This window comes from Paenibacillus sp. JDR-2 (genome assembly GCF_000023585.1).
In the GTDB taxonomy this organism is placed as follows: domain Bacteria; phylum Bacillota; class Bacilli; order Paenibacillales; family Paenibacillaceae; genus Pristimantibacillus.
In genome coordinates, this window is sequence record NC_012914.1 from 2,305,796 (window position 1) to 2,325,203 (window position 19,408).

General features: G+C 51.3%; 18 protein-coding genes. 15 read left to right on the forward strand and 3 right to left on the reverse strand.

The features are described from left to right. The first annotated feature begins 20 nt into the window (after positions 1-20). The 4 genes from iolG to PJDR2_RS33465 all read left to right on the forward strand — a co-directional run bounded on the left by iolG (position 21) and on the right by PJDR2_RS33465 (position 3,287). Complete coding sequence (gene iolG / locus PJDR2_RS10030; protein WP_015843554.1) at positions 21-1,061, forward strand: inositol 2-dehydrogenase; 1,041 nt, start codon at positions 21-23, stop codon at positions 1,059-1,061. Between the two features lie 15 nt (positions 1,062-1,076). Beyond that, positions 1,077-1,892 (forward strand): 5-deoxy-glucuronate isomerase, encoded by an 816-nt coding sequence (iolB, locus tag PJDR2_RS10035; RefSeq protein WP_015843555.1) that lies wholly within the window; start codon positions 1,077-1,079, stop codon positions 1,890-1,892. A gap of 111 nt (positions 1,893-2,003) precedes the next feature. Further along, entirely contained in the window at positions 2,004-3,011 is a 1,008-nt protein-coding gene (locus tag PJDR2_RS10040; RefSeq protein WP_015843556.1) for a LacI family DNA-binding transcriptional regulator, read from the forward strand. 147 nt (positions 3,012-3,158) lie between these two features. Continuing rightward, a complete protein-coding gene (locus tag PJDR2_RS33465) occupies positions 3,159-3,287 on the forward strand; it encodes a hypothetical protein (RefSeq protein ID WP_265525124.1) in 129 nt (42 codons plus the stop codon). 56 nt (positions 3,288-3,343) lie between these two features. Here the strand turns inward: PJDR2_RS33465 and PJDR2_RS10050 are convergent, their stop codons facing one another. Beyond that, complete coding sequence (locus tag PJDR2_RS10050) at positions 3,344-4,777, reverse strand: PLP-dependent aminotransferase family protein (protein WP_015843558.1); 1,434 nt, start codon at positions 4,775-4,777, stop codon at positions 3,344-3,346. Between the two features lie 143 nt (positions 4,778-4,920). On the opposite strand from PJDR2_RS10050, the gene PJDR2_RS10055 reads away from it, so the two are divergent. From PJDR2_RS10055 to PJDR2_RS31855, 6 genes are all read left to right on the forward strand, one after another. Next, positions 4,921-5,322: an Rrf2 family transcriptional regulator gene (locus PJDR2_RS10055; RefSeq protein WP_015843559.1), complete on the forward strand. Its 402-nt coding sequence runs from the start codon at positions 4,921-4,923 to the stop codon at positions 5,320-5,322. Between the two features lie 166 nt (positions 5,323-5,488). Then, on the forward strand, positions 5,489-6,139 hold the full coding sequence (locus tag PJDR2_RS10060) for an MBL fold metallo-hydrolase (protein WP_015843560.1): 651 nt from the start codon (positions 5,489-5,491) through the stop codon (positions 6,137-6,139). Between the two features lie 27 nt (positions 6,140-6,166). Continuing rightward, positions 6,167-7,279, forward strand: coding sequence for an AbrB family transcriptional regulator (locus PJDR2_RS10065; protein WP_015843561.1), 1,113 nt, complete (start codon positions 6,167-6,169; stop codon positions 7,277-7,279). A 31-nt stretch (positions 7,280-7,310) separates the two neighbouring features. Further along, the gene (locus PJDR2_RS10070) at positions 7,311-8,162 is read left to right on the forward strand and encodes an NAD-dependent epimerase/dehydratase family protein (protein WP_015843562.1); all 852 of its coding nucleotides are present in this window, start codon (positions 7,311-7,313) and stop codon (positions 8,160-8,162) included. Positions 8,163-8,307: 145 nt separating this feature from the next. Continuing rightward, complete coding sequence (locus tag PJDR2_RS32410) at positions 8,308-12,654, forward strand: S-layer homology domain-containing protein (RefSeq protein ID WP_015843563.1); 4,347 nt, start codon at positions 8,308-8,310, stop codon at positions 12,652-12,654. 105 nt (positions 12,655-12,759) lie between these two features. Next, positions 12,760-13,212: an SRPBCC domain-containing protein gene (locus tag PJDR2_RS31855; RefSeq protein WP_015843564.1), complete on the forward strand. Its 453-nt coding sequence runs from the start codon at positions 12,760-12,762 to the stop codon at positions 13,210-13,212. 186 nt (positions 13,213-13,398) lie between these two features. Here PJDR2_RS31855 and PJDR2_RS31860 read toward each other — a convergent pair whose 3' ends face one another. Next, a complete protein-coding gene (locus PJDR2_RS31860) occupies positions 13,399-13,896 on the reverse strand; it encodes a hypothetical protein (protein WP_049790037.1) in 498 nt (165 codons plus the stop codon). A 191-nt stretch (positions 13,897-14,087) separates the two neighbouring features. Between PJDR2_RS31860 and PJDR2_RS10090 the strand changes: the two genes are divergently transcribed. Next, on the forward strand, positions 14,088-14,474 hold the full coding sequence (locus PJDR2_RS10090) for a GIY-YIG nuclease family protein (RefSeq protein ID WP_015843566.1): 387 nt from the start codon (positions 14,088-14,090) through the stop codon (positions 14,472-14,474). 152 nt (positions 14,475-14,626) lie between these two features. Here the strand turns inward: PJDR2_RS10090 and PJDR2_RS33125 are convergent, their stop codons facing one another. Continuing rightward, positions 14,627-14,785 (reverse strand): hypothetical protein, encoded by a 159-nt coding sequence (locus PJDR2_RS33125; RefSeq protein WP_015843567.1) that lies wholly within the window; start codon positions 14,783-14,785, stop codon positions 14,627-14,629. Positions 14,786-14,928: 143 nt separating this feature from the next. Here PJDR2_RS33125 and PJDR2_RS10095 point away from each other — a divergent pair, with 143 nt between their 5' ends. The 4 genes from PJDR2_RS10095 (at position 14,929) to PJDR2_RS10110 (ending at position 19,403) form a co-directional block, all read left to right on the forward strand. Beyond that, on the forward strand, positions 14,929-16,398 hold the full coding sequence (locus PJDR2_RS10095; protein WP_015843568.1) for a spore germination protein: 1,470 nt from the start codon (positions 14,929-14,931) through the stop codon (positions 16,396-16,398). Positions 16,399-16,416: 18 nt separating this feature from the next. After that, entirely contained in the window at positions 16,417-17,604 is a 1,188-nt protein-coding gene (locus PJDR2_RS10100; protein ID WP_015843569.1) for a Ger(x)C family spore germination protein, read from the forward strand. After that, positions 17,601-18,713 carry a GerAB/ArcD/ProY family transporter gene (locus PJDR2_RS10105; RefSeq protein WP_015843570.1) on the forward strand — a complete coding sequence of 371 codons (1,113 nt, stop codon included), beginning with the start codon at positions 17,601-17,603 and terminating at the stop codon, positions 18,711-18,713. Before PJDR2_RS10100 ends, PJDR2_RS10105 begins: the two co-directional genes overlap by 4 nt. A gap of 84 nt (positions 18,714-18,797) precedes the next feature. Further along, positions 18,798-19,403 carry a pentapeptide repeat-containing protein gene (locus PJDR2_RS10110; RefSeq protein ID WP_015843571.1) on the forward strand — a complete coding sequence of 202 codons (606 nt, stop codon included), beginning with the start codon at positions 18,798-18,800 and terminating at the stop codon, positions 19,401-19,403. The last annotated feature ends 5 nt before the right edge of the window (positions 19,404-19,408 follow it).

The following is a 19,408-nucleotide window of genomic DNA, read 5'->3' on the forward strand; positions in this document are numbered from 1 at the left end:
TCATACGGGAGGTCTACTCGATGTCAAAAGTGAAAATCGGCATCATCGGCGCTGGCCGAATTGGTAAAATACACGCGGAAAATCTGCTTAAGCATCCGGAAGTCGAGATCGTTGGCGTCAGCGATCTGTTCGCCGGACCGGAGCTTGAAGCTTGGGCGGCGGCAAAGGGCATTGGCCTTTTGTCCAAAGATTCCGATGCGATTATCGGGCATCCGGATATCGATGCTATCTTTATTTGCTCCTCCACCGATACGCATGTGCCGCTGATCAAGCAGGCGGCGCAAGCCGGCAAGCATATTTTCTGCGAGAAGCCGGTCAGCATGTCCGTCTTGGAAACGGCTGAAGCGATTAAAGCGGTGAAGGAAGCCGGGGTTAAGCTGCAGATCGGATTCAACCGCCGCTTCGATCATAACTTCAAGCGGGTAAGAGAGCATGTGGAAGCGGGAACCATCGGGGATTTGCATATCGTAAAGATTACTTCCCGCGATCCGAATCCGCCGTCCAAGGAATACATTAAAGTTTCCGGCGGATTGTTTATGGACATGGCCATTCACGATTTCGATATCGCGCGTTTCGTATCGGGCAGCGAGGTTGTGGAAGTATTCGCGCAAGGCAGCGTCCTCGTAGATCCCGTATTTGAAGAATGCGGCGATATCGATACCGCGATTGTTACTTTGAAGTTCGCAAACGGCGCTCTTGGCGTCATCGATAACAGCCGCCAGGCTGTGTATGGCTACGATCAACGCGTTGAAGTATTCGGTTCCAAAGGCTGCGTTGCGATTGCCAACGACCATCCGAATACGGCTGTTGTGAGCACGGCGGAGGGAATTATCTCCGACAAACCGCTGCATTTCTTCCTGGAACGTTATATGGTTGCTTACGCGGATGAGTCGAAGCAGTTTATCGACAGTCTGATTCACGGCACGGCACTGCCGGTAACCGGAGAAGACGGATTGCAGGCAGAACGGATCGCGCTTGCCGCGAAGCTGTCCTGCAAGCTGAACCGATCGATCAAGCTGGCAGAGCTGGACGAATTGCTGTTGCAGTCTGCCACACAATAACGGAGGTATGCGAACATGTCCAAGCTTATCGTCACTCCAGAGAGAGCATCGGGTCCGGACGGCTCCGTCCTGTCCATTACGCCTGAATCGGCTGGATGGGAATATGTCGGTTTTGAAGTTCTGAAATTGCGGAAGGGCCAGACCGTCGAGAGACAAACGGAAGACCAAGAAGTATGCCTGGTTCTGCTGAGCGGACTGGCGAACGTAAAGGCTGCCGGCAAGGAATGGAGCGATATCGGCCGACGGATGAGTGTTTTCGAGAAAATCCCTCCGTATTCGGTCTATGTCCCAAATGGCCAATCTTACGGAATCGAGGCCCTTACGGACTTGGAGGTTGCCGTCTGCTCCGCGCCCGGCTACGGAAACCATGAAGCGCGTCTGATCGCGCCTGAACAAGTAGGAACGGAAGTACGGGGCTCCGGCAATATCGAACGTCTTGTCCAGAATATTTTGCCGGAGCAGGAGCCGGCCGACAGCCTGCTTGTGGTTGAAGTGTTTACGCCAAGCGGCCACTGGTCCAGTTATCCGCCTCACAAGCATGACCGGGATAACCTTCCGGAGGAATCGTTTCTGGAGGAAACCTATTATTTCAAGGTAGATCCCGGACAAGGATACGCGATTCAGCGTGTCTATACGGATGAAAGGGATCTGGATGAGACGCTGGTCGTGAAGAACGGCGAAGCCGTGCTTGTTCCGCGAGGCTATCATCCGGTTGCGGCACCTCCCGGCTATGAAGTCTATTACCTGAATGTCATGGCGGGACCGCGCCGTGTATGGAAATTCCACAATGATCCCGATCATCAATGGATATTGAACTCTACGGCCAAGTAAGCCCGGCAATTGGCGCTCCGAGCGGTTGCAACTGCTGATAGAAACACTCATAATAGGAAATCATGGGGATAGGTCATCTATCCCCCATCTTACTTTTCAGAGGGATTCGGCATGAAAGCAACCATATACGATGTGGCCAAAGAAGCAGGGGTCTCGATTGCCACTGTCTCCAATGCCATTAACGGAAAAGGCAATGTCAGCAAGAAAAGACGGGAACAAATCTTTAAAATAATGGAGCAGATGAATTACCAGCCGAACGTAAATGCTTCCGCCCTGATGGGGAAGAAGACCTACACGCTGGGATTGCTTATACCGGATATATCCAACCCGTTCTTCTCCGAGATCGCGCGGGCTATCGAAGATCAAGCGCATCAATTGGGCTACAGCGTGATCATGTGCAGCACGGACAATAAAGACGAGAGGGTAGAACGTTATATTGCCCTGCTGGAGCAAAAGAACGTCGACGGCATCCTGATTGGAACAGGGGTAGACAATCTGGACATCCTGACCAACCTGCAAGCCAGAAAAATTCCGATTGTGATGATCTCGCGTGAAGCGTCAGCTCTGGAAGTAGATACGGTTGTAGCCGACGATTACGTTGGCGGGTTGATGGCTGCGCAGCATTTGGCGGAGATGGGACATACCCGAATCGCCATCTTGTCCGAGCAATTGAAGGTAAGCAGCGCCCGGGAAAGGATCCGCGGCTTCAAGCAAGGGCTGCGGGACCGGCAGATTTCATTCAACGATCGCAATCTCGTCATCTGCGATTACATGGTAGAGGAAGGACGCCGCGGCGCCGGCGAGCTGCTGGGCCGCGAGGATCGTCCAACGGCGATATTCTGCTGTAACGACGTGCTTGCAATCGGGGCGTTACAGGAAGCGAGGAGTCTCGGGATCAAGGTGCCCGAGGAGCTGTCGATTGTAGGCTTTGACGATACAATCTTGGCAACTGTCGTAGATCCGCCGCTTACTACGGTGGCACAGCCGATTGCCAGCATGGCGAAGCAGGCGTTCCAATTGATGATCTCCAATCTGGACGAAGCCGAGCCGGTCAAAAAAAGAATCGTGCTGCGGCCGGAAATCCATATCCGTCAATCGACGGCAAAAGCAAAGAGCTGATGAAATGCCTCCTGTAAGCCGGGAGGCATTTCATGTTTGTTCCTGGCCGGATTGGATGGCTTAAGTTACGCAAAATTGGCTGGTTACAGAAGTATGCCCGGACTTTATGATGAGGTCACTAACATCATAAAGCAAAGGGTGGTACGCATGAAGGAACTAATCTCCTTTATATTTCTGACGGCGGCGTTTATCTCCGGTCCGTTTCTTATTGTCTTATTCGGTCGTATGGCTGTACACGGCGAGGAGCTTCTGGAAGCGGAGCAGAAGGCGCATTAAAATAAAAAGACGTATGCTTTGTGTCCGGAATGAGGACATGGCATACGTCTTTTTTTTTAATCAAACATCGTCTCTCGCAACGCCAGGGCAAATTTATCAATCCCCGTCACAATTTCGTCCACGGAAGAACGGGCATAGGATAATCGCACAAATCCCGGCTCAGTGCCGAACACGCTGCCCGGAATGAACAATACGCCATGTTTGATCCCATTAGTAAGCAGGCGGTAATCTTTGATATTCCGATTGATTTTACACCAGAGATTTAACCCGCCTTGGGGTAAATGGAAGGAGACCTCGTTCCCAAGCTTCGTCTGCAGCGCCTCCGCCATCATGTCGCGCCTAAGACGAAGCGAATCCCTCAGCCGTTCCAGATGCGGAGTAAGCGAAGCGGACTCGAGCAAATGCGTTGCTATCCATTGCGGGAACATGCTAAGGCCAAAATCCATCTGCTGCCGTGCATCCGACAGACGCTGGATAACCGTATGAGGCGCTGCCATCCAGCCGATCCGAAGGCCGGAAGCCGCTACCTTCGATAAGGATCCGATATATAACACGCTTCCGTTCCGGTCTATGGCCTTGATAGGAGGAGGAGCGGCGTCATCGTAGGAGGTCAAGCTGAACGGATCATCCTCAACGATAGGTATTCCGAGCTGTTCACAGCAACTCAAAATCTCTTCTCTCCGCTTGGCGCTCATGACCATTCCGGTCGGATTCTGAAAATTCGGATTGAGAAATACCATGCGGATCCGGTGCTGCTTATATAGAGCCCGGATTTCCTCCGGGTCAACCCCATCTTCATTAACCGTTAATCCGAACAAGCGGATGCCCGCCGATTGGAACATGGGCAGGGAGTAGCAATACGACGGGTTTTCTATCGCAATGGCATCACCCGGATTCAGCAGGCATTGCGTGATGAGGTACAAGGATTGCTGCGAGCCCGATGTAACCAGAATGGAATCATCGGTGGCCTGAATGCCGCGCTGCTCTTGAAGAAAGCCGGTTATTGCCAAGCGGAGCGGGACATAACCTTGAGGATCTCCGTATCCGAGCGGCTCATGAAACGGCTGAGTCCGCATGATCGCCGCGATCTCTTCGTTAGGCGAAAGTTCGGGAGCTAGTTCACCGTTTGCGAAGTTAATAAACGGCTCTCCGCTTTGAACCGCTTCACGGATTCTCCGCATGAAAGGCAAATTAGGCAGGAACGAACCGCCCTCCACGTATCGGCTCCAATTCGGCGCGGGATCCATTCCCCATAGATGCCCGCAGACGCGGGTGCCGCTCCCCGTCAAGCTTTCGATCATTCCGGAAGCGCGTAGATTCTCATAGGCTTGGACAATGGTGCTCCGGTTAACGCCCAATTGCTCGGCCAGCTTGCGTTCGGAAGGCAGGTGGCTGCCGGGAGGCAGCTCTCCTAACGAAATTCTTTGCTCCAGGTAGTCCGCGATTTGTTGATACAACGGTTTTTTATCATTTCTGTCCGGTCTCCACATGCTGTTCACCTCTTAACCACTACAATACTATACGGAAGAGTCATCCGTCTAAGTGTGAGGTAATGACGTTGATTTTGTCATGCCGATTAAAGTGTGCTAAAATTAGCACATATTATTGCGAAGGAGGAAACGGTCCGGCAGCTATGGCACAACTGAAACGGTTTGGATTTGGCGTACAGGCGTTAATCGTATTGGCTTCCCAGACAGAGCTGTTGACAAGCAGCGAAATTGCAGAACGGATTCATTGCGAGCCAACCGCTTTGCGCAAGATTTTGTCGCAGCTCGTGGAGGGCGGTATCATTGAAGTGAAGCAAGGGCGTACCGGCGGCTACCAGCTGGCTAAACGTCCGGAGCTCGTTACGCTCCGCGAGGTATATAAGACCGTGCATGAAGAGGAGCCTCCATGGGACCGCATGCTGGACACAACCGGGAATCATCATTTCGGCAAAAAAGTAAACGAATCTTTCAAGCAAATCATGGCGGATATCTCCGACCAGGTTTATTTTGTGCTGGGCAACTATACGATATCCGATTTATTGGATTAGAAATAGTCGTTCATCCATTCGATAGCAGCCTCTACAGAGGTTTTCTCATAAGTTTTATCTTATAAACATGACTTAGAATTTTCCGGATTGAAACGCGCTTCGCTAAGCCGTTTCACCTTGTTCTAAAATGTGCAGAATTACGCACATATTCAAAGGGGGATTTTTTATGAAAATCAAATGGTATGGCCAATCTTCATTCTTGCTGACAACAGACGAAGGCACGCGGATCTTGATCGATCCTTACGGACGTCTGCTTGGTTACAGGATGCCCAAAAACATTGAGTCCGACATCGTTATCGTCACGCATGATCATAAGGACCATAACCAGATTCAAGTGGCTTCCGGCGAATACATGCTGGTCAATCAGCCTAGACCATACGTGAAAAAGGATGTGTCCATCACAGGCATTCCGACCTTCCACGACAAAGTAGGCGGCAAGAAAAGAGGCCCGAATATCGTTTATGTGATTAAGGCTGGGGACCTGACGGTATGTCATAGCGGTGACCTGGGACATCTCCTGACAGCGGAGCAAATCGCGCAAATCGGGAAAATAGATATTCTGATGGTTCCGGCTGGAGGGAAAATGACCTTAAACGGTACGGATGCCGCGGCGGTTATGAATCAGCTCGAGCCTGCCATTACGATTCCGATGCATTACCGGACCAAGGCGCTTGGACTGCCCGGCAAGTTATTGTTCGATAAAGTGGAAACTTTTATCTCGGCAGCCGGCAAACCAAGCCGGGAAGCGAAGGAGCTTGACGTGAAGAAAGAATCGCTGAAGGATTATGCAGGCATCGTTACTTTCCTGTATGATTAACGGGTAAGGGAAGGAAGGATCGTAACGATGGGCAGGCAAGCAAGATCGGAAGCAAACGGATTTAAATTTTTGATAACTCTCGCAACCGCCGTTGGCGGAGGGATTATTTTTCACCTATTGAATACCCCGATACCGTGGCTGCTAGGCCCCATGATTGCGGTGTTAATCGGAACGAACGTATGGAAAGGCAAGTATAGATGGCCCGGTCAAATCCGTAATTCCGGCATGATTATCGTCGGGTACACCATCGGTTTGTCCATGACGGGAACGGCGCTGAAAGAGATGGGCGAGCAGCTGCCGACGATGTGTCTGATGACCGTTATATTGCTGCTTTTATGCGGCGGAATTGCCTTTGTGGTGTCGAAGCTGTCGGATACGGATTTCAAGACCGCCTTGCTTGGCAGTGTACCCGGCGGTTTGTCGCAGGTGCTTGCGCTTGCCGAGGAGACCAAAGGCGTAAATTTGACGGTTGTCACGGTGACGCAAGTCGTCCGGCTGATGATTATTGTCATAGGGATTCCGTTGCTCGTATTTAGCCCTATCTTCGGGCAGGTGCATGACGCAGCGGCTGCAGCCATGCCGATCGTGGCCAAGCATGACAACTGGGCGGCATTATTTCCGAACATTCTGATCTTCGCTCCGGTATGCGTCATTTGTGCGATTGCAGGCAACCGGATCAAATTTCCGACGGCCTTTCTGCTTGGACCCGCGATTGCTACGGCTGTTCTGCAAGGCATCGGGCTTCACGGTCCATCGCTTCCGTCGACGTTAACAAGCGCCGCCCAGCTTATGATCGGTACTTACGTGGGTCTGCTGCTTAAGCCTGGCAAGCTTCGGCGGAAGGTTAGGACGTTTTCTTTTGCCATAGGAAGCGGTCTGGTGTTAATGCTCTGCGCATGGGGGCTTAGCGAGCTGATGACCTTGCTTCATCCGGTATCGCGGTCCACCGCGTTATTGAGTCTAGCGCCAGGCGGGATGGATCAGATGGGGATTCTCGCCCATGAGATTAACGCGGATCTGTCCATGGTATCCGGTTATCAATTATTCCGCACTTTCTTTATTTTCTTCGCGGTACCGCCGCTGCTGCGATTGTTATTCCGGATCAAGCTGAAAAGCCCGCGCGCGGAGCAGCCGCAATAAAATCCGTAGTTGAAGGGAGAACGAAGCCGTTATGAAAATTATGGTTGCCGGAGCTGCCGGCGTTGTCGGACGTTTGCTGCTGCCCATGCTGACCGAAGCAGGGCACGAGGTAACGGGATTGACCAGAAGTGCTTCAAAGCTGGAGCAAATTAAGCAGTCGGGAGCAGCAGCCGCTATTGCCGATGTATACGACCGGGATAGACTATTTGAGCTGCTTAAGGATTATCGCCCGGATGTTGTCATTCATCAGTTGACCGCTTTAAGCGAATGGAACCTGGCTGAAAATGCGAGAATCCGCATAGAGGGGACTCGTAACCTGGTTGATGCAGCCTTGGCTGCCAAGGTGCAGCGAATGATTGTGCAGAGCATTTCGTGGGCTTACGAGCCCGGGGAATCGGTCGCAACCGAAAAGGATGAACTGGATGAAGGAGCGCCGTTGCCGCGAAAAATTTCGGTGGACGGTGTCATTGCGATGGAGCGGGCAGCAGCGGAAATGCCGCATTCCGTTATTTTGCGGTACGGGGCTTTGTATGGACCAGGTACGTTTTATGATCATGAGAGCGGGATGTTTGCCGGGCAGGTGAAGCTGGGCAACGTTCCGGCAACCGATGGCCGAACCTCGTTCCTTCATATCGAGGACGCTGCCCGCGCCGCCCTTCAGGCGCTTGATTGGCCGGCTGGCCCCGTAAATATCGTGGATGATGAACCGGCGGAAGGGAAGGTCTGGCTGCCGTTATATGCCAAGTCGCTTGGCGCGCCGGGGCCGGTTGCGCAGGATGGCATGAACCGCGGCGAGCGGGGGGCCTCGAACGAAAAGGCTAAACAGCAATACGGATGGATGCCTAAATACCCGTCTTGGCGGGATCAATTGTTAAGGACTTGAGACATTATGTATCAAGTCCTTAATTTTACAACACCAATATTCTATAGTTCCCCCCTCCTACATCTGGAAATGAAAGCGTTATTATTTAGCTAGACCTGCCACCTAGACTTCCATCCAATAAGATTTGGGAGGTAAAGAGGCAATTATGAAGAAGATGAAGAAGGTGACAGCCGCCGTTTCCGCAGTGGCGCTTGCCATCAGTCTTAACACCGTCTACCCCACAGTCACGCATGCTGCCATTCCAAGTTCCCCCGCTAACACCACGATTTTTGGTCCTAATGTGTATGTCTTTGATCCAGCCATGTCTAAAGCCGATATTGAAAGCGTTACCAGTTCCGTGTACGGCGAACAGGAACAAAATGAATTTGGCGATGAACGGTATGCGCTGCTCTTCAAGCCGGGCACCTACAACGTCAATATGAATGTCGGCTTCAACACATCCGTAGCGGGTCTTGGACAGAACCCGGATGATGTTACGATAACGGGCGCTTTAAATGTCGATGCCAAATGGGATAACGGAAATGCGACCCGGAATTTTTGGCGATCGATCGAGAACGTGAAGATCGCGCCAAGCGATCAGAACGCGACCGTCAGATATGCCGTTTCCCAGGCGGCTCCGATGCGCCGCGTGCATGTCGTCAGCAAAGACATGCATCTGTTTGATTTTACGTCCTCTTGGGATGCCGGCTGGGCGAGCGGCGGATATTTGGCGGATTCCAAGATTGACGCCAATATTATTCCCGCATCGCAGCAGCAATGGTTCTCCCGCAACAGCGAATGGAACAGCTGGTCGAACGGCGTATGGAACATGGTGTTTGTCGGCGATAAAAACGCGCCTTCCGGCGAGTTCCCGGATCCGCCGTATACGGTCATCGATAAGACGCCTGTTGTCAAAGAAAAGCCGTATGTGTATATCGATAATCAAGGTCAATACCGGGTGTTTGTTCCTTCGCTTGAGACCAATACGCAAGGCGTCAGCTGGGCGAACGGCCAGACGCCGGGACAGTCGATCTCCATCGATGATTTCTATATCGCTAGGCCCGACACGGCAACTTCGGCCGCTATCAACGCCGCTTTGGAAGATGGGAAAAACTTATTTTTCACCCCTGGGATCTATCATCTAAGCGACACGATTCACGTAACCAACCCGGATACCGTTGTTTACGGCATCGGACTGCCGACATTGATCCCGGATAACGGGCAGGACGTTATTGTTGTTGACGATGTAGACGGGGTTAACGTATCCGGACTTGTCATTGAGGCAGGCGAAAAAACCTCGTCGACCCTGTTGAAGGTGGGTGAGCCGGGCAGCACAGCCGATCATTCGGCCAATCCGATCTCGCTCTCCGATGTGTTCTTCCGCACCGGCGGCCATGTGAACGGCAGCAATGATACGGCCCTCGAGATTAACAGCAACGACGTTATCGGCGATCACTTCTGGATCTGGCGCGCCGACCACGGAGCCGGAGCAGCGTGGACATCGAATGTCTCGAAGAACGGTCTTGTCGTTAATGGGGACGACGTTACGATCTACGGTCTATTTAACGAGCATCATAATGAATATCAGACGGTCTGGAACGGCAACGGCGGACGGTTATATTTCTATCAATCGGAAATCCCCTATGATGTTCCGGACCAGCAATCCTGGATGAGCAATAACGGAACGGTTAACGGTTACGCTTCCTACAAAATCGGCGATCAAGTAACAAGCCATGAAGCTTGGGGACTTGGCATTTATTCGTACTTCCGGGATGCGGCGGTTAAGCTGGAGAACGCGATTGAAGCGCCGGCTAATCCGGGCATTAAATTGCATAATCTGACGACGATTTGGCTCAACGGAACCGCAGGCAGCGAGATTACGCATATTGTCAACGGAAACGGCGGCAGCGTAACCTCCAGCAGCAACATGAGACAAACGATGAAATTGTTCGTGGGGGGCGACGCGGAAGCGCCAACCGCTCCAACAGGATTGACCGCAACGCCGGTATCCAGCAGTCAGATTAACCTCAGCTGGACGGCTTCGACAGATAACGTTGGCGTTGAGGGCTATGATATATACCGGAACAACACGCTGATCGGATCTACGATCGCTGCCGCATACAACAGTACGGGATTAAAGGCATCTACCAGCTATACGTTTAAAATCGTAGCAAAGGACGGCAGCGGCAACCGTTCGGCAGCCAGCAGCCCGGCAACAGCCGTAACGCCGGAAATATCCGGCGGCGCGCTTGACCGCACAGGCTGGACGGCGGAATCGTCGCCATCCGGAGGAGATGCGCCTGCCAACATGTTTGATGGAGCAGGCACGCGCTGGAGCGCGGGAGTTCCGATGGCAAACGGCCAGTACATTATTGTGGATATGAAAACGGCAGCCGATATTACGAAGATCGTATCGGAATCGAGCGGGTCCGATTATGCCAAGAGCTATGAGGTTTACGTATCGGCGGACGGCACGAATTGGGGAAGCAGCGTAGCCAGCGGCAATGGAACAAGCGGTGCAACAACGATTAATGTTACGGCCGCGGGCGTCCGCTATATTAAAATGGTTCAGACCGGTACATCCAGCAGTTGGTGGTCCATCAATGAATTTAACGTATATGGCGTGTATCAGAATACGCAGGTGGATACCACCGCGCCGGATACCACCCTTGCGTCTTCACCGGCAGCAGTATCGGGTGACAGTACCCCGTCGTTTACTTTCGGCAGCAATGAAGACGGGTCAACGTTTGAGTGCAGCCTGGATAACAATGGCGAGTATTACACAGCTTGTTCATCGCCGGTTACTTTTACGAAGCTTGCGGACGGCTCTCATACGCTGTATGTACGCGCGGTAGATATTTTTGGCAATACGGACGAAACGCCTGCCCAATATACTTGGGTGATCGATACGGTCAAGCCGGTTATTACGCTTAACGGCGATCCGGTTGTTCAATTGGAGAAAGGAGCGGCTTACACGGATCCAGGAGCAGCTGCAACGGATAACCATGACGGGGATTTGACCGGGCAGATTACGGTTACGGGAACGGTTGATACAACGACGGCAGGAGACTATACGGTTCAATACACCGTATCCGATGCCGCCGGTAATGCCGCAGTTACCGTAACCCGTACGGTCCGCGTGCTGGAGCCGGTTGTGTCGGAGGGACCTTCCGCTACGATTACCGGTGCGCCCAATGCCCTTACCAACAACAGCTCGGCTTCTTTCAGCTTTATAAGCAACCAGGAAAATGCGACCTTCGAATATAGCTTGGATAATTCGGAATGGGCAGCGACAGCTTCGCCTCTCTTATTATCGCAGCTTGCCGACGGGCCTCATGCCTTGCAAGCTCATGCCGTGAATGGCCAAGTAACAGGAGAAGCCGCATCCTATACTTGGACGATAGATACGGTGAAGCCGGTTATTACGCTTAACGGCGATGCGGAAATTCAGATCACGAGAGGTACCGTCTATCAAGATCAAGGAGCGACGGCAACGGACAGCAGACAAGGAAACTTAAATGCCGTCGTTACAACAGGCGATGTTGTAGACGTAAATACCGTTGGCGTCTATACGATTCTTTATAATGCAACCGACGATGCCGGCAATGGCGCCGACGAAGTCAGCCGCACGGTACGGGTAGTAGCTCCGCCTCCGGTGACCAGCGGACCTTCGTTATCCAGCGATGCCAATTTGAAAGCGATCAGCCTATCGGCAATGGGGCAAGTTCTCCGTTTGTCTCCTGCTTTCAGCCCGGCTGCAACCGAATATACGGCTGAGACGGAAGCTGATCAATTGGATGTAAGCGCGGCTGTATCGGATTCCAAAGCAAGAATAGGGCTCAAAGTAAACGGCCAGGTTCCGGCATCGCAAAGCTCCGTTAATCTGTCGCTTGGAGTTAACGTGCTGGAGTGGACGGTAGCAGCGGAGAACGGCAATACAAAAACGTATAAAGTGACCGTTACCCGCGTAGCAGTTCCAGCTCCGGTCTTTACGGATCTTCAGGGACATTGGGCGGAGGAACTGATCAAGCAGGCTGCGGAGAAAAAGATAGTGAACGGATATACGGACGGTACGTTCCGTCCGGACAATACCGTAACGCGTGCCGAATTTATCGTTATGCTCGTGAAGGCTCTGCAGCTGCCGAGCTTAAGCAAGGAAGTGGCGTTCACTGACGAAGCAAGTATTCAGGACTGGGCGGCAGAGGCTATTGCAATCGCTGTAAATGCCGGTATTATTAACGGCTATGCCGACGGAACCTTCCGTCCGGACGTTGCCATCACCCGTGCAGAGATGGCGGTGATCATTGCGCGTATCCTTGCATTGCCGACAGCTTCTGTAGCGAATACAGGATTTAGCGATGATGCGGCTATTCCGGCATGGTCGAAAGAGGCGGTCGAAGCGTTAAAGCAAGCAGGAATCCTTAACGGGCGCGGAGGCAATCTGTTTGTGCCAAACGGAACGGCTACGCGTGCGGAAGCTGTTGTGCTGCTGCTCCGGCTTCTGGAGAAATAGGCATCTAAAAAACCACGCCAGCCGGCGTGGTTTTTTAGTACTAATTTCCATATTAAACATGGTATGCTTAACAAGTAGATTAATAGGATGATGGGACGTGAAAGAATGGCCGAAGTTACAGCAGGTCGTAATCAGCTTACGTTTAATATTGTCATTCAGGCTGCACCGGAGGATGTATGGGCAGCGGTTGCCACCTCAGAAGGGACTCAAGCAACCTTATTTGGCTGTACGATGCAATCCACCTTTGAACCGGGAGCGCGAATCGAATTCCGCGGGCAAGGGGCGGACGGAGACAACACGCTTCATGTCTACGGTTTTGTCCGCAGTTATGAACCCAACCATGAATTTGCTTATGAACAGCATGCCGCGCCGGCTTACGATCCTCAGCATGAGACAAACTATTGCGATATGCACTTCCGTATTTTTCCTGAAGGAACAACGCGACTGATTTTTACCTGCGACTGGACGGCTGGCAATGCCGGATATGAGCACGCCAAGGCCACTTATCCCGAGTCCGACTATTTGGATGGGATTAAGAAATTTGCGGAATCACGGTAATCGCCTTTTTTGAGGCAAGCATCGCTTAGAATCATCAAGCTGACCGCATAACTGAATTTTTTTCTCGTTACTTCGCGAGGCTAGACAGGTTTGTCTAGCCTCGTTTGTTATGTCCGGGCTTACTTAACCAGCCATGCTTGTCTCGGCTAGTTGGTCAACTGCTTAATTTCTGTATTAGGAAATAAATTACTTTAACGGTCCAATCCATACATAGCTCTCTATTTTTACAAATTCCTCCGAGTCCACTTCCCGATCATAATTAGGGTCAATATGCGGCATCCAGTTGAAGTGCTCAACCTTTGGGTAAGGAAAAGGTATTACATCTACAGCCGGTTCAAAGGCATTGTCATAAAAGTGAAGTCCGTCACGGTATGCAGCAACAATCTGAGAGTTTATAAACTCAGGGTCAAAGAGCCAAATTTTTAAGTAGAAGGGTTCCTCTGTCTTGGTCAATGTCTCTTGCCAGCTATTGTAGACCTCGATCATTGCGTCAAGAAGAAGACGATTATACCAGATCGGCGGAGTTCTGCGGACAAGGCCGTGGAAGGGAGGGATCCACAGCTTGGCGTAATCCCTCCCGAATGCAGCGAGTGTGTCCATGTCAAGAACGATATTGCGTTGTTTCCATTGTTCAATATGTCTGATCCGGCGCTTCCAGCCTCTGATTTTGTTATTTGTCCTCAAATACACATATTCCTCCTATGAAGCTATTTTCTTATTTTATTATAGATGAGCATCTAATAAAGCTAGAAGCGGATATTTCAGCAGCGTTCCTTGTTCCTCATTGGTTGACGCCAAACTGCAACGTATGCTAATCTTGACTACGTTACTTATTTAGTAAATTAGTAAATAAGTATGGAGGAGATGAAAAGGAAATGGAGAAACAGCGCAAACGCGAACTAGGGACGGCTTACGCCCAGACCTTCCGGAGAATGGGTGTTTATCAGATTCGGAATACGGAGAACGACAAAATTCTGGTGTTGGGTTCGATGGACTTGGACGGAGCAAAGAACCGGCTGGCTTTCATGCAGCAGACCAATATGAACACCGTATTTGAATTGCAGCAGGATTGGAACAAGTACGGGGGAAGCTGTTTTGCCTTTGAAGAGCTGGATTCGATCAAGCCGCGCGAGGAGAATGTGACGGACCGTTCCGAGCTGAAAAAATACCAGGCGGAAGTGGACGCTCTGCTCGAGCTTTGGATCGAGAAGCTGCAGCCCTATGAAGAAAAAGGCTATAACCGCCGGCCGCGTTCGAATTAGATCGTAACAATCTGTCACTCAATAATATACGGAACAACCCGCGACTTCCTTTGGAGGCTGCGGGTTGTTTTTGCATTCCGCGCGAATAAAACAAGCAGCAAGGAAGCATACTAGCGGAGTATTTTTCACATTATTTCCAGTTTTCGTCTTAATCAATTTTGCTTGCTGCGGTTCTTGGCATTTCTTCTAATCACGTACCAGACGATAACCGGCGACAGAAAATTCAAAGTAAGCAGGGAACCGAAGATCAACCACAGGAACCATTCGGTATTTAGCATTTTCTGATAAATCCAGGAATGATAGAAATTCATAGGTTAGCTCCTTTTATAATGCTCGAACCAATGTTTACCAGTTATTGTGGTCGATCACGGTTAAGCCTATACCACCTTAAGGGAAGAGGTGAGGGACTCTGTCCCCTATACAGGAACTGCTTAAAGGAACCTTCAAGCCATCCGTGAAGGAAAATGCGGCTGCTCTTAATCAGATACTGGGTAATAGCGTTGATGTTCAAACGCGTGATTTTCTGCTATGCGGCAAAGCCGGTTCCCCGGGGCTTCTCTGCTTTATGGATGGACTTGCGGATACAACGATTGTGGAGGCCATCTTGCGGGCGCTTGTCGTGACCGGTAGCCAATTAAACCGAGAACCGGTAGAGCTCGCAACGGCGGAGTCTATCCGGACAAGCCTGTTGTTTAATGCGTCCGTTAAGGACTGCCCGAATGTGAGGGATGGCATTAACGGAATCCTCTCGGGCGATACGCTGGTTGTTGTGGAAGGACTTGATCAGGCGCTGCTTGTCAGCACGAGGGGCTGGAAGGACCGCGGAGTAGAAGAGCCTTCCTCTGAAAATAACGTGCGCGGGCCGCGGGATGGTTTCATGGAAAGCATCCGTACGAATACGGCTCATGTGCGGAGGCGGATTAAAGATCCGATGCTGCGCTTCGAATCGATGGTGATTGGCACCAGGTCGCAGACGGATGTGAACATCGCCTACATTTCGGATCTTGTCAAGGAAGGGCTGGTTGAAGAGGTCAAAAGCCGCTTGAATCGGATTAAGATCGATTCCGTTATGGAGAGCGGGTATATCGAAGAACTTATCGAGGATGCGCCGCTTTCCATGTTCAACACGGTACAAAGTACGGAACGGCCTGACAAGGTAGCTTCCGCGCTGCTCGAAGGCAGGGTAGCGATCTTTATCGACAATACGCCGGTTGTCCTGATCGTTCCGACCTTCTTCTGGCAGTACATTCAGGCACCGGATGATTACTATAACCGATACTGGGTAGGAAGCTTTTTCCGCATCGTAAGGTATTTTGCATTCTTGATAAGCCTGATGCTGCCGTCCGTATATGTGATGCTGGTCTCATTCCATCACGAGATGATTCCAACCTCGCTTGCCTTGACGATTGCATCCGGCCGGGAGGTTGTCCCGTTCCCGGTACTGCTAGAAGCGCTTATTATGGAGCTTGCCTTTGAACTGATGCGTGAAGCGGGTTTAAGAATGCCCAAGCCGATTGGTCAAGCGGTCAGCATCGTTGGTTCGCTTATTATCGGGCAAGCTGCCGTGCAGGCGGGTCTTGTCTCGCCGTTTATGGTTATTATCGTCGCCATAACGGGGATTGCCTCCTTTGCCATTCCAAGCTATTCGTCATCGCTTGCGATCCGTATGTTCCGGTTCCCTCTTTTGATCGCATCCGGATTTCTTGGTTTGCTTGGTTTCTCGACGATGTTTTTTGCGTTGCTGCTGCATGCATTATCCATCCGCTCGTTTGGCGAATCGTATTTGGCGCCGGCAAGTCCTTACCGTCCTGCGGATCAGCGGGATACGATGCTGAGACTGCCGATGTGGATGCTGGATGAGCGTCCGGGATTTGCCCAGGATGTTGACCGCATGGGAGACAATCAGAAGCCTGAAACGCCGTAGCAAAAAGGGTGAATTAATATGAGAAGGTTTCTTCTAATCCTGCTGATCAGTACCTTGATATTGCTTGAAAGCTCTTGCGTGGGATTAAGGCAAATTAACGAGTTGGCTATTGTAACCGCTGTTGGCATTGATTCGGGCAATAAACCGGGAGTTGTGAAGCTTTCCGCACAGATTATCCGTCCTGCTGACGCGCGCGGTCAGACCGGCGCTCCTGCCGGAGGCACCGGACAGCCGATTTATTCCATTACGGCGGAAGGAAATACGATTTTTGATGCGATCCGCAACTTAGGCCGCGTCTCCTCGCGCAGAGTTTATTGGGCCCATAACTTTGTGATTGTGATGAGCGAAACCTATGCCCGGCAGGGAATAGGCGATATGGTTGACTTCTTTACGCGTAATCATGAGCTCCGCATGAATACTTGGGTTGCCGTTACGTCCGACAAGCCGGATGAGTTGATCTCCACAATTACGGGAATCGAGGTTGTTCCCGGAGAAGCGGTAGACAAGCTGTTCCGCAACAACCAAATTGTCGGACTGGCGCCGGGCAGCAATATGATGAACCTGGAGGAGGCTTTGTTGAGTACTTCTGCCCAGCCGGTTGTCGCGAGATTGCAGTTGCAGCCTAGGGGAATCTCGAATAAAAAGCCGGAAGAGCACGGATCGCTCAAACAGGTGGAATTAGCCGGAGCGGCGGTATTCCGCGAGGATAAAATGATCGGATGGCTGACGCCTAAGGAAACGCGCGCTACCTTGTTTTTCCTCGAGAAGCTGGAGAGCGGGATTGAGGTTATAGGCTGTCCGAACAATGAGAACAGGCGGCTGACGCTGGAGTTCAAGAATGCTCACATGACCGTGAAGCCGTTCTATGAGAATGAGGCCCCAAGGTACCGGATCCGGCTGAGTTCGAACGCGGATATCGTGGAGAGCGGATGCAATGCCCCTGTAGAACAATTGCGGGACGCAGCGGCTGCCAATCTGGAGAAATTGATGAAGCAGCGAATCGAGAATGTGCTGGACAAAGCACAGAAGCAGTATCATTCCGACTTTCTGAAGCTTGGCGATATCTTTCGGAATAAATATCCTCAGGAATGGAAGCGTATAGGCAAAGACTGGAATCAAGTATTCGCCGGCGCTAAATTCGAAATTGAAACGCACGTGGATGTCAAATCGGCGGTTGTTAAAGCAGCAGGGGACGGGATTAAATGAAAACCTTCAGAATATCCAACGGGATGTTTATCGCGATGATCGTCAATCTCATATTCGTAAAAGCGATTGGCGTGACGCAGGGCGAGCTTGCCCGGGTGATCGGCTCGGATATGTGGATCGCTACGTTTATCGGGATGCTGCAAGGGGTGGTCATTATGTATGTCACCTATCTGGCCCTCCGGAAAACGCCCGACCGGGATTTTATCTCTCTTGGCGGAGCCGTGCTGGGAAAATGGTTCGCAGCTCTTGTCGCGTTGATCATTTTCGTCTTTTATCTTGCTGCCTTTGGACCGATTATGATCACTTACGTTTATCATTTGCAGGAATATTTTCTTCCGGAGGCACCGATCTCACTGTTTATTATCGCCTCTTTGCTGGTTGGGGCGCTTGGCTGCTATTACGGGCTTGAAGTCATTGCGAGGATTGCCTTGGTCGGGCTGCTGTTTATTTTTTTCCTGAACGGGCTGATCATCATTGGCTCTACCCATGAATTTGATATCCGCAATCTGCTTCCGGTGCTCGAAAGCGGTCTGCCTCAAACGGCGGCGGCAAGTCTGCACTTTGACGCGGATTGGGCAATGGCAACGATGCTAGCGGCCTTGATCTATCCTCATGTGAAGGATGTGAAGAAATACGGCGCCAAGCTGGGCATTATCGGGATTGTTACGAGCGGTTTGATCATTGTCATTTGGGCGATTCTGGAGGGAGCCGTGTTATCGGGAGAAGTTACCGCCCAATATACGCTTTCCTGCATGAAGCTGGCTCGCAATGCGCATATCGGCAATTTTCTGCAGCGGTACGAGATGATTATGATTGCCCTTTATTCCATCTCCGCCTTGTTCGAAGTGATGTTCTGCGTATACGCGACCTCGGTATGCGCGAGCAGGATATTCGCATTAAAAAGCAATAAGCCTATGATTATACCCGTATGCTTCATCCTTGGCGCCTTTGGATATTGGGTGGTGGACGATCATTTCTGGGCGATCAAATACCTTGAGTTTTATTGGCCAAGAGTGGCGCTTCCGATTGCTTTTGGGCTCCCCATGCTGCTTTTTCTTCTGAGGTTGATGTTCGGCAAAAAGCTTCAAAAGGCGAAGCCCGCAACGTAGAGAAGCTTGCGACTCTATCTTTGTTCACCTACAATCGGATTTAGGGACAATTTTGCAGCTTGACGAAGGAAGAGGGGAATAGCCATGCAGACTTATGCCGACCAGCTGTTTGAATGCGTTGATTTCAGCGGGGAAGATTTCAGGGAAGCAGAGCTGACGCGTTGCACGTTTATAAAATGCAAGTTTATTGGCGCTCGGTTGGAGGAAGCAGTTACGACGGGCTGCAAGTTCGAGGAATGCGATTTCCATGGCGCCGCGCTTAATGCTTCCGTGCATACCGAGTCGGCGTTTACGAACTGCTTGTTTGAAGGGGCCAATCTGTTTGTCGCAAAATTCGCGGCTTGCAAAATGACCGGCTCCGACTTTGCCGGCGCCGAGCTGAGCGGAATCACGATTGTTAAGGGCGACTGGTCCTATACGAACCTCAGGCATGTAAAGCTGGACAAGCAAAATCTGAGGGATATCCGCTTCGTGGAAGCCGATTTAATGGGAGCATCGCTCGAGAAATCCGATCTTCGCAAATGCGATCTGACAAGGGCAAACCTGACGCAAACGAACTTGAGCGGCGCTGACTTGCGGGGGGCCGAGCTGGAAGGCGTACCTTGGAAGACGGTTAATTTAAAGGGAGCCCGGATGGATACCGTGCAAGCGATTACGCTGCTCCGGTCGCTAGGCGCCAAGGTAGAGTGATGAAA

What these genes read in the sequence shown, in the direction of transcription:
- iolG (WP_015843554.1), top strand. Translation starts at nt 21, where the DNA reads ATGTCAAAAGTGAAAATCGGCATCATCGGCGCTGGCCGAATTGGTAAA.
- iolB (WP_015843555.1), top strand. Translation starts at nt 1,077, where the DNA reads ATGTCCAAGCTTATCGTCACTCCAGAGAGAGCATCGGGTCCGGACGGC.
- PJDR2_RS10040 (WP_015843556.1), top strand. Translation starts at nt 2,004, where the DNA reads ATGAAAGCAACCATATACGATGTGGCCAAAGAAGCAGGGGTCTCGATT.
- PJDR2_RS33465 (WP_265525124.1), top strand. Translation starts at nt 3,159, where the DNA reads ATGAAGGAACTAATCTCCTTTATATTTCTGACGGCGGCGTTTATCTCC.
- PJDR2_RS10050 (WP_015843558.1), bottom strand. Translation starts at nt 4,777, where the DNA reads ATGTGGAGACCGGACAGAAATGATAAAAAACCGTTGTATCAACAAATC.
- PJDR2_RS10055 (WP_015843559.1), top strand. Translation starts at nt 4,921, where the DNA reads ATGGCACAACTGAAACGGTTTGGATTTGGCGTACAGGCGTTAATCGTA.
- PJDR2_RS10060 (WP_015843560.1), top strand. Translation starts at nt 5,489, where the DNA reads ATGAAAATCAAATGGTATGGCCAATCTTCATTCTTGCTGACAACAGAC.
- PJDR2_RS10065 (WP_015843561.1), top strand. Translation starts at nt 6,167, where the DNA reads ATGGGCAGGCAAGCAAGATCGGAAGCAAACGGATTTAAATTTTTGATA.
- PJDR2_RS10070 (WP_015843562.1), top strand. Translation starts at nt 7,311, where the DNA reads ATGAAAATTATGGTTGCCGGAGCTGCCGGCGTTGTCGGACGTTTGCTG.
- PJDR2_RS32410 (WP_015843563.1), top strand. Translation starts at nt 8,308, where the DNA reads ATGAAGAAGATGAAGAAGGTGACAGCCGCCGTTTCCGCAGTGGCGCTT.
- PJDR2_RS31855 (WP_015843564.1), top strand. Translation starts at nt 12,760, where the DNA reads ATGGCCGAAGTTACAGCAGGTCGTAATCAGCTTACGTTTAATATTGTC.
- PJDR2_RS10090 (WP_015843566.1), top strand. Translation starts at nt 14,088, where the DNA reads ATGGAGAAACAGCGCAAACGCGAACTAGGGACGGCTTACGCCCAGACC.
- PJDR2_RS33125 (WP_015843567.1), bottom strand. Translation starts at nt 14,785, where the DNA reads ATGAATTTCTATCATTCCTGGATTTATCAGAAAATGCTAAATACCGAA.
- PJDR2_RS10100 (WP_015843569.1), top strand. Translation starts at nt 16,417, where the DNA reads ATGAGAAGGTTTCTTCTAATCCTGCTGATCAGTACCTTGATATTGCTT.
- PJDR2_RS10105 (WP_015843570.1), top strand. Translation starts at nt 17,601, where the DNA reads ATGAAAACCTTCAGAATATCCAACGGGATGTTTATCGCGATGATCGTC.
- PJDR2_RS10110 (WP_015843571.1), top strand. Translation starts at nt 18,798, where the DNA reads ATGCAGACTTATGCCGACCAGCTGTTTGAATGCGTTGATTTCAGCGGG.